Source organism: Halomonas sp. 328, from assembly GCF_015645095.1.
Lineage (GTDB): Bacteria > Pseudomonadota > Gammaproteobacteria > Pseudomonadales > Halomonadaceae > Bisbaumannia.
The window spans coordinates 58,323-67,602 of the sequence record NZ_JADOTW010000025.1 but is presented as its reverse complement, the minus strand read 5'-3'; the positions used below and the strand labels follow the sequence as shown (position 1 = coordinate 67,602).

Here is a 9,280-nt window from a genome sequence, read left to right as displayed (position 1 = left end):
CGGACACCCAGTGTTCGGGGTTTTTTCATGGGCATGGGGAGACCCGCTCTTTACCTCGTGGGGCCGCTTCGCGGTCCGGCCCCTCGCCGGCTCGGGGCGTTCGACCGCCCCGTGGCGTTGCCACGAAGGGCCGGGCGGTCTCACCCCCATGCGAGAGTCCCTGAGTGCCGGCTAGATCCCCGTCAGGCACTTATTGAGAGAAAACCCCAGCGTCGAAAAAGGCGGGGGTTTTTTCATGGCATGAGATGCCCCTTACCCCCTATTGAGCCATAGCGACCCAGCTTCTAACGAGGCTGGGTTTTTTGTTTTCTCGGAACCTAATGGAGCTAATTGACGGCATGTCCCGTTCACAAACTGAGATATCCTCAACCAAGGAAGTCGCTGGCAGACGTCCGTCCCTGGGAGATCCCCTGGTACTCGGCCTGAGTGTTGGCTTTATCGTCCTCTTCGTGGCGGCCTCCCTCTACGATATCGAGGGCGTGGCCGGAGCGATTGCGAGCGGTTTCGCCTGGACGGCGAGGGTGCTGGGCTCCTATTTTCAGCTGCTGTTGCTGGCGACCTTCTTCGTTGCCATGGGGGTAGCGGTCTCGCCAGCGGCTCGAGCCCGGGTGGGAAATCTCGACAGCCCGGAGATGGGCACCTTCAAGTGGCTGTCGATCATCATGTGTACCCTGCTGGCCGGGGGAGGGGTCTTCTTCGCCGCTGGTGAGCCCATCTACCACTTCGTGGTGACGCCGCCGGCCTTCGATAGTGAGGCGGGAAGCGCCGAGGCCGTGGCCGGTGCCCTGGCCCAATCCTTTATGCACTGGGGCTTCCTGGCCTGGGCGGTGCTGGGGTCGCTGACCGCCGTGGTGCTCGCCCATGCTCACTATGTGCGGGGCTTGCCCTTGCAGCCGCGGACCCTGTTGGTGCCGGTGCTCGGCGAGCGACTGATGCGCGGCCCCCTGGGTGGGGTGGTGGATGCCTGCTGTGTGATCGCCGTGGTGGCGGGTACCGTGGGGCCGATCGGCTTCCTGGCGACACAGGTCAGCTTCGGTTTGCATGAGTTGCTGGGGGTGTCCGAGGGTTATGGCACCCAGTTGGTCATCCTCGCCGTATTGGCCAGCATCTATGTGGCCTCGGCCATGAGCGGCATTCAGCGCGGGATTCAGCTGTTGAGTCGCTTCAATGTGATCCTGGCCCTGGCTATCGCACTGGTGATCTTCCTGTTCGGGCCGACGCTCTTCCTGATCAATGCCTATACCCAGAGCATGGGAGCCTATGTGACCTCCTTCTTCACCATGGCGACCATGACTGCGGAGACGGCGCCGGCCTGGTGGATGCAGTGGTGGACGGTGTTCTTCTTTGCCTGGTTTATCGGCTATGGGCCGCTGATGGCGATCTTCGTGGCGCGGATCTCCCGGGGGCGGACCATTCGCCAGATGATCCTGGCCGTGGCGGTGATGGCGCCGATCGCCACCACGGTCTGGTTTACCCTGTTGGGCGGCTCGGGCATTCACTATCAGTTGAGTGGGGCCATCGATCTCGCCGAGGCACTGAATAACTTCCAGTTCGATGTGGCGACGCTGACGGTGGCGCAGGCGCTACCGGGAGGCACCGGGATGGCCTTGGCAATCCTGCTGCTGACCTCCATCTTCGTGGCCACCACGGGGGATTCCATGAGCTACTCGATCTCGGTCGTGGCCACCGGTCACGATGCGCCGAGCCCGATGGTTCGTGCGTTCTGGGGAATCGCGATGGCGCTGATGGCGGCCATCCTGCTCTATATGGGAGCAGGCCAGATCGGCGCCCTGCAGCAGTTCATCGTGATTACCGCGATACCGGTCTCTCTGGTATTGCTGCCGTCACTCTGGACCGGGCCCCAGGCGGCCCTGGCCATGGCGCGCGAGCAGGGCATCCTCGTGGACCGGTAACCGCTCAGAGGCGCACACGAAGACGCCCGGCCATTGGCCGGGCGTCTTGCGTTGGGGAAGCGATCACCAGCCTCACCCGATCGAGCCCATCAGGGGATTACCCCACGCCCTGATCGATCATGGCATCGGCGACCTTGCGGAAGCCTGCGCAGCTTGGGAGGGCGCCCAGCACGGGTTTAGCCCACGCCCTGGTCGATCATGGCGTCGGCGACCTTGCGGAAGCCTGCAATGTTGGCGCCCAGTACCAGGTTATGGGGTTGATCGAACTCCCGGGCGGTGTCGGCGCAGCGCTGGTAGATGTCCGCCATGATGGACTGCAGCTTCTCGTCCACCTTCTCCAGGCTCCACTGCTGCATGCTGCTGTTCTGGGCCATCTCCAGCTGGCTGGTGGCCACGCCGCCGGCATTGGCGGCCTTGCCGGGGCCATAGTCGATGCATGCCTCCAGGAAGCGATCCACGGCGCCGGCGGTGGAGGCCATGTTGGAGCCTTCGCTGATGGCGCGAACGCCATTGGCCAGCATGGCTTCGGCGTCCGCCTCGGTGACCTCGTTCTGGGTAGCGGAGGGGAAGGCGGCTTCGCCGGCGATGCGCCATACCGCGTGACCGTCGGACGGGTAATCGCGGGCATCGATGTAGGTGGCCTCCGGGTGATGCTCCACGTACTCGCGCAGGGTGGTGCGCTTGACCTCCTTGAGGAGCTTGAGCGTCTCGAGCTTGATGCCGCTCGGGTCATGGATGCTGCCCTGGGAGTCGGAGCAGGTCACCGGCAGGGCGCCGAGCTGGTAGAGCTTCTCGATGGTGTAGATAGCCACGTTGCCGGCGCCGGAGACCAGGCAGGTCTTGCCGTCGAGGGTGTCACCGCGAGCCGCCAGCATGTTCTGGGCGAAATAGACCGCGCCGTAGCCGGTGGCTTCCTTGCGTCCCAGGGAGCCGCCCCAGTCGAGGCCCTTGCCGGTCAGGACGCCTTCGTAGCGTCCGGTCAGGCGCTTGTACTGGCCGAACAGGTAACCGATCTCGCGGCCGCCGACGCCGATGTCGCCGGCGGGTACATCGGTGGTCGGGCCAATATGGCGATGCAGTTCGTTCATGAAGGCCTGGCAGAAGCGCATGATCTCGGCGTCGGACTTGCCCTTGGGATCGAAGTCGGAGCCGCCCTTGCCGCCGCCGATGGGCAGGCCGGTCAAGGCATTCTTGAAGATCTGTTCGAAGCCCAGGAACTTGATGATGCCGGCGTTGACGCTGGGGTGGAAGCGCAGGCCGCCCTTGTAGGGGCCGAGTGCCGAGTTGAACTGGATGCGGTAGCCCTTGTTGACACGCACCTTGCCGCTATCGTCCTGCCAGCAGACCCGGAACATGATCTGGCGCTCGGGCTCGACGATGCGCTCGATGATGCTGTGATCATGGTAGTGGGGGTCCTTGTCGAGCAGCGGACGCAGGCTGTCGAGGACCTCTTCGGCGGCCTGGTAGAACTCGGTCTGGGCGGGGCTGGTGCGCTTGAGGCGCTCCAGGGTGTCGTGCACGTAGGGCATGAGGGTGTCCTGTTGATGGCGCTAAGGGTGAGCGGCCGCATGGGGTCGCTATCGTTATGAAAAATCCTTCCACTAGGCGCACCAATATAATGCACTGCACCCTTATGCAGCAACTGCATAGGTTATGCGGAGAATGGACGGCGATATGAGACAAAATCACTTCAAATTGTCGAAAATGTCTGCACCAAGGTGGCGCAAAAACTATTCCTCATAGATGGTTTTTCAACGCTATGGGTGGCGGAGGAGGAGTCTGGTAAACTGAGCCCCTTCTCGAGACCGCTGGAGGCGTTCGTGACCCTGACCACCCCGGCCCTGCTATTCCCGGCCATTTCGCTGCTGCTGCTCGCCTACACCAATCGCTTCCTGACCCTGGCCCAGCTGATACGCAAGTTGGCCGACGAAGAGCGGGATCAGCACCATGAGGTCGCCGCACGGCAGATCCTGATGCTGCGCCAGCGCATCAGCCTGACCAAGCGCATGCAGCTGGCCGGGGTGCTGAGCTTTCTGCTCTGTACCCTGTCGATGTTCGCGCTCTTTCTTTCCCTGGAGATGCTGGGCATGGTGCTGTTCGGCATCAGTCTGCTGAGCCTGTCGGTCTCGCTGATCTACTCCCTGTGGGAGGTCACCATCTCGACCAATGCCCTGAACGTACAGCTGCAGGATATCGAGGCCCTCAAGCAGTCCCGCGCCTCGCGGCGCTGACCTCGACGTGATGGCGATGGGCGCTTAGACTTGGCGGCCCGATAACAGGAGGTCGCCGTGATTCCCCAGCATCTGCTGCTCTTGTGCCGTCCCGGTTTCGAGCATGATCTGGCCGCCGAGGTCAGCGACAAGGCCGCCGCCCTGGGCTGGGCCGGTGAGGCCGCTTTCAGCGCCAACGGTGGCGTGGTGGATTTTCACGTTGCCGGCGAGGCGCCGGTCAATGGCCTGCATCGGGAGCTTCCTCTGGCCGGCCTGGTCTTTGCCCGCCAGTCCCTGGTGGCGCTGCCGCCCCTGGTAGGGCTCTCCCGGGAAGACCGCCTGTCACCGATTCTCGAGCAGGTCCAAGCCAGCGGCTGGAGTGTCGAGTCGATCTGGCACGAGACGCCGGACACCAATGAGGGCAAGGCCCTGGTGGGGTTGAGCAAGGCACTGGATCGTCCCCTGACGTCGCTGCTCAGAAAGCGTGGTGCCCTGCGGCGCAAGGCCGGCGGCCGGCGCCTGCATCTGCTGTGGACGGCAGGGGATGCGGTGCAGCTGGGGATCAGCTTCCCCGGCAATCGCAGCGAGCACCCCGGGGGCATCACCCGGTTGCGCTTCCCCAAGGCGGCACCGAGCCGCTCGACCCTCAAGCTCGAGGAGGCCTGGCACTGTTTCGTGCCCCGGGAGGAGTGGCCGGCTCGCCTTCACGAAGGCATGCAGGCGGCGGATCTCGGCGCCGCCCCCGGTGGCTGGACCTACCAGCTGGTGGCCCGCGGCATGCACGTCTATGCCATCGATAACGGCCCCATGGACAAGGCGTTGATGGCCAGCGGCCAGGTGGAACACCTGCGCGAGGATGGCTTCGTCTGGGAGCCGCCGGGGCGCCTGGATTGGCTGGTCTGCGATATCGTCGACAAGCCGGCGCGGGTGATGGCGATGATCGAGCGCTGGTTGCTGAGGCGCTGGTGTCGCGAGGCGGTATTCAATCTCAAGTTGCCGATGAAGCGGCGCTGGCAGGAGGTGGCGCGCTGCCTGGCGCACCTGGAGGCGAGCCTCGGCGAGGTGGGGGTGAGGGCGGAGTTACGATGCCGTCACCTCTACCATGATCGGGAAGAGGTGACGGTGCATGTGCGGTTGCTCGACTGACTCGGGGGCCGACCGTGTCCTCGGCGGCCATCGTCGTCGTCAGTAGTGCTCGTAGATGCGAATCCGTTCGTCCTCGGAGAGCAGCGGTAGCACCCGTTGCATGGCACGTTCTCGTTCGGGGCTATTCAGCCAATCCTTCCAGGCGCTGAGGTCGCGCCACTGGGTGATCAGCAGGCGGTGCTCCGGATGGTGGCGTTCGCGCAGGCTCTCTCCGGCGATAAAGCCTCGGGCATTGATGGAGGCACGCATGGCTTCCCGGGCCGCGGCATCGTATTCTTCTTCGAGCCCCGGCATGATCCGGCGCTCGATGATGATCTTGATCATGTGACTGCTCCCTATCCGGCTGGCCGAGCCGGCGACGACGTTCGAGGATACTCATGGCCGATATTGCCAACGACCTGCCCAAGGCGGATGCGCATCTTGATACCAGCGGACTCTACTGCCCCGAGCCCATCATGCTGATGCACAACCGGGTGCGAGACATGCAGCCGGGGGAGGTGCTGGCGGTGACCGCCACCGATCCCGCCACCACCCGCGATATCCCCAAGTTCTGCAGCTTCCTGGGCCATGAATTGATCCACCAGTCCGAGCAGGGTGACACCTACACCTATCTTATCCGTTTGGGTTGAGAGTGCGCCACGGGGCGGCGTTAACGCCGCCTCGTGCCTACTTGGCCACCATCAGGGCCAGGGCCTCCAGGGTCGCCGGATCCTCCTCCTTGATGCGGTTGGCGATCACCCGCTGGAAGAAGTAGACCACCCGGTGGCGACTATGCCCCGGGTAGAGGCAGTCGTCGCCCATCAGCACCGGGGTGGCGGCGACGCGGTTCTCGTCCACCAGTAGGGCCTCCACCTCGCCATTGCTGTAGAGCCGCCAGCCGAAGACCTGCTTGAGCTGCCAGGGGGTCTCGTCGTCGTCCATGCAGAGGGCGTGAGTGCCCTGATTGTCGGGGAGCTGCTGAATCAGGGTGGTCTCGCCGGTCTCTTCGTAGTCGAAGTAGGCGGCGGCATGCTCGAGCTCGAAGACCTTGTGTTCCGGGGGGCTGTGGAAGACCTCTTCGGTCTCCGGGTCCCGGTAGCCAACGAAGTGGCCATATTCGGGATCGTCGAGGGCATGGCAGGGGGTCAGGGCCTCCATCCAGGGCACCAGGCCCACGACTTCGCCATCCTCGCGCAGGCCCCAGGCCAGCAGCGGCATGCCGTAGAGGGTCTCGGGGTCCGAGGCGAGGCAATAGAGCATCTCCAGGCCGTCGAGCTCGGGACAAAGGCGCAGCAATCGGCGCTTGGCCAGTTGCCGTTTTCGCATGGTCTCCAGGTCGATGACCTGGGCGGAGCGGGGGGACAGTGGGATACCCATGATTACCCTCCTTGCACGGCTTGGTCACGGCATCGGGTCGACCCAGGGGTCGCCCGCGAAGCGCCTCGGTTCACTATTAGCACAGTCGCCAGTGGAAAGTTAAGCCCCCTGTTCCAGGCCACAGGCCCGGCGCAGCCGGTTCCAGAGGGTCTCGTGGGTGGCTCGGGCGGCCTGGAACTCGCGCCAGGGGGTGTCCGGGGCCTCCAGGGAGAACCAGCGCCGGTGGTAGTCGCGGATCGGGGCGCGGGCCACCTCATGGGCATCGTAGAGCCGGTCCAGGGCGCCGAACCAGGCCGCGGTCTGCTGCTCGAGGGTGGCAATAAAGGGCTGGACCTGGGCGTCGAGATGCTCTTCGCCGAGTCGTCGCAGGGCGTCGCGCTGCTCGCAGACCGCGCCGCGCTGCAGCTGGGTGGCCAGCAGGGCGTTGGCCTCGTCGAGGCGCTGGTTGGTCAGCATCAGGGTGCGTAGCAGTCGCGCACTGACCGGACTCTGCTGGAGGGTCTTGAGGTGCCCCTCCAGGGTCGAGGTGTCCAGTTGCCACTCCTGGTTGAACTGGTTGCGGGTCGCCGTCTCCAGGTAGTCCAGGGCATCCAGGTGGGGGCTCAAGTCATCGATGCCCTGCGGTGGCAGGGGGCGGCTGGCGCGAGAGAAGTTGCCGACCCATTCGCTGGAGCCGAGCAACGTATTCCAGCTGACCCGGGCCAACTGTTCGCCCTTGGTGGTGGTCAGGCGTTCGAGACGCGCCCGGTCCTCCTCGCCGAGTGCCTCGGCCACGTCGCTTCCTCGACAGCTCTCCAGGCGACGCCACAGCTCCAGTTCGTAATGCCAGCGTTGGCTGGGTGGGGCGACCCGGCCCAGGGCGCTGTTGCGCTCCGCTACCAGGGTGGTGATATGGCAGCGCCTCAGGGCATGCACATCGAGCAGCCCTTCGCGGGTCTCGGGGATCTCGAAGAGCCGCTCGCTCGGCCCGGGGAAGGCCGGGATATTGTCCGGCGAGGCCGGGGTCGGCGGGGCGGTGGCCAGGGCCTCGGCGAGCTGGCGTTGGTAGTCCAGCCATAGGGCATCGCTGGCGCCCTGGCGATCGCAGCCGACCAGCAACAGGCCGGCGGCGAGCAGGGCGAGACTAGTCGCTCGGTACCACATGGCGTCGTCCTTCGCTGACGGCCCGGCTGATCGCCTGCAGGCGCCAGCCCAGCAACAGGGCCGCCACGCTGAGGCCGGCCACCAGGCCGATCCAGTAGCCGTGCACGCCCAGTGGCTCCCACCAGGGACCCAGGCCGCGGGTGCCGAGCCAGTGTCCCCCGGCCAGGCCCACCAGCCAGTAGGAGACCAGGGTGAAGATCATGATGATGCGGGTGTCCTTGTAGCCGCGCAGGGCGCCGGCCATGGTCACCTGCAGCGAATCCGAGACCTGGTAGAGCATGGCCAGTACCACCAGGGAGAGGGCCAGGCGTTGCACCTCGATATTGTGAGTGTAAAGAGCGATCACCGGTTCCGCGCCGAACCAGATGATCAGGTTGTTGAACAGCGCGATCCCCAGGCAGACGGCAATGCCGTTCCAGGCCACGAAGCGGGCCCCCCGCAGGTCGCCGGTGCCGAGGGTGTTGCCGACCCGCACCGTCAGTGCCATGCCGAGTGACAACGGCAGCATGAACAGGATCGAGGTGAAGTTCAGGGCCACCTGGTGGGCCGCCACGGTGATTTCGCCCAGGCTGGCCACGAAGAGGGCGATCAGGGTGAAGAGGGTCACCTCGACGAAGATCGCCACGCCGATGGGGACCCCGACCACCAGCAGCTGGCGGATCAGCCGCCAGTTGGGCGGCGTGGGGGCCTGCCAAACCTGGATCTCGCGGAAGGTGCGGCTGCGCTGGGTGTAGCGGCACATGGCCAGGCCCATGATCCACATGGAGAGGGCGGTGGCGATACCGCAACCCCAGGCGCCCAGCGCCGGTAGTTGCTGGATCGGCGCCGGCAGCCAGTCGCCGAACAGCCCGGTGAGGCCGGCGCCGCCGTAGATCAGCACGAAGTTGCTGGGAATGTTCACGCCCAGGCCCACCAGGCTGATGGTCAGGGAGGGACGGGTGTGATTCATGCCGTCGGAGAAGGCACGCAGGGCCTGGAAGAGCGCCACCCCGGGCATGCCGAAGGCCACCGCCGACAGGTAGGCCGCCGACAGCTCCGCCACCGGCTCGGGAACCCCCATCAGGCGGAAGATCGGCATCACCGTGAACCACAGCAGCAAGGCGGCGATCAGCCCCAGGCTGAGCGCCACCCACAGGGCCTGGTGCACATTGGGGCGAATCCGCGCCTGGCGTCCGCCCCCCAGCAACTGGGCGACGATGGGCGTGAGCCCCATCAGGGTGCCGGTCATGAAGAGCATCAGCGGCATCCACAGGCTCGACCCCACCGAGACGGCGGCCAGGTCCGTGGCGCTCTGGCGGCCGGTCATCATCACATCGGTGACGCCCATGCCGGCCTGGGCCAGCTGGGCGCCACAGATCGGCAGGGCGAGGCGCATCAACAGCGAAGTCTCCCGCCGGCTGTTGGCCAGCAGGGGGGAAGCGTGGCGTGCCAAGGTCGGACTCCTTTGCAAGGGCGTCGTCTGGAGACGCCTGTCCATTCGGGCAAGACGGCCTAGTTTAGCAATAGCCGAGG

General features: G+C 65.4%; 9 protein-coding genes. 4 read left to right on the top strand and 5 right to left on the bottom strand.

Annotated features, from left to right (window positions below; all coding sequences use genetic code 11):
* The first annotated feature begins 338 nt into the window (after positions 1-338).
* Positions 339-1,913, top strand: coding sequence for a BCCT family transporter (locus tag IHD13_RS13615; protein WP_195861580.1), 1,575 nt, complete (start codon positions 339-341; stop codon positions 1,911-1,913).
* A 176-nt stretch (positions 1,914-2,089) separates the two neighbouring features.
* Here the strand turns inward: IHD13_RS13615 and gdhA are convergent, their stop codons facing one another.
* Complete coding sequence (gene gdhA / locus IHD13_RS13610) at positions 2,090-3,442, bottom strand: NADP-specific glutamate dehydrogenase (RefSeq protein WP_195861579.1); 1,353 nt, start codon at positions 3,440-3,442, stop codon at positions 2,090-2,092.
* Between the two features lie 291 nt (positions 3,443-3,733).
* On the opposite strand from gdhA, the gene IHD13_RS13605 reads away from it, so the two are divergent.
* Both IHD13_RS13605 and rlmM read left to right on the top strand, forming a co-directional pair.
* Complete coding sequence (locus tag IHD13_RS13605) at positions 3,734-4,144, top strand: DUF2721 domain-containing protein (RefSeq protein WP_195861578.1); 411 nt, start codon at positions 3,734-3,736, stop codon at positions 4,142-4,144.
* A 57-nt stretch (positions 4,145-4,201) separates the two neighbouring features.
* The gene (rlmM, locus tag IHD13_RS13600; protein ID WP_195861577.1) at positions 4,202-5,269 is read left to right on the top strand and encodes a 23S rRNA (cytidine(2498)-2'-O)-methyltransferase RlmM; all 1,068 of its coding nucleotides are present in this window, start codon (positions 4,202-4,204) and stop codon (positions 5,267-5,269) included.
* 39 nt (positions 5,270-5,308) lie between these two features.
* On the opposite strand, the gene IHD13_RS13595 is transcribed toward rlmM, so the two are convergent.
* Positions 5,309-5,593 carry an antibiotic biosynthesis monooxygenase family protein gene (locus IHD13_RS13595; protein WP_195861576.1) on the bottom strand — a complete coding sequence of 95 codons (285 nt, stop codon included), beginning with the start codon at positions 5,591-5,593 and terminating at the stop codon, positions 5,309-5,311.
* Positions 5,594-5,646: 53 nt separating this feature from the next.
* Between IHD13_RS13595 and tusA the strand changes: the two genes are divergently transcribed.
* Entirely contained in the window at positions 5,647-5,898 is a 252-nt protein-coding gene (gene tusA / locus IHD13_RS13590; RefSeq protein WP_195861575.1) for a sulfurtransferase TusA, read from the top strand.
* Between the two features lie 37 nt (positions 5,899-5,935).
* Here tusA and IHD13_RS13585 read toward each other — a convergent pair whose 3' ends face one another.
* The 3 genes from IHD13_RS13585 to IHD13_RS13575 all read right to left on the bottom strand — a co-directional run bounded on the left by IHD13_RS13585 (position 5,936) and on the right by IHD13_RS13575 (position 9,143).
* Positions 5,936-6,625, bottom strand: coding sequence for a hypothetical protein (locus IHD13_RS13585; RefSeq protein ID WP_195861574.1), 690 nt, complete (start codon positions 6,623-6,625; stop codon positions 5,936-5,938).
* Between the two features lie 99 nt (positions 6,626-6,724).
* On the bottom strand, positions 6,725-7,768 hold the full coding sequence (locus tag IHD13_RS13580) for a DUF3080 family protein (protein WP_195861573.1): 1,044 nt from the start codon (positions 7,766-7,768) through the stop codon (positions 6,725-6,727).
* Positions 7,749-9,143, bottom strand: coding sequence for an MATE family efflux transporter (locus IHD13_RS13575; protein ID WP_230086316.1), 1,395 nt, complete (start codon positions 9,141-9,143; stop codon positions 7,749-7,751). The genes IHD13_RS13580 and IHD13_RS13575 overlap by 20 nt, the downstream gene beginning before the upstream one ends.
* Positions 9,144-9,280 lie beyond the last annotated feature (137 nt).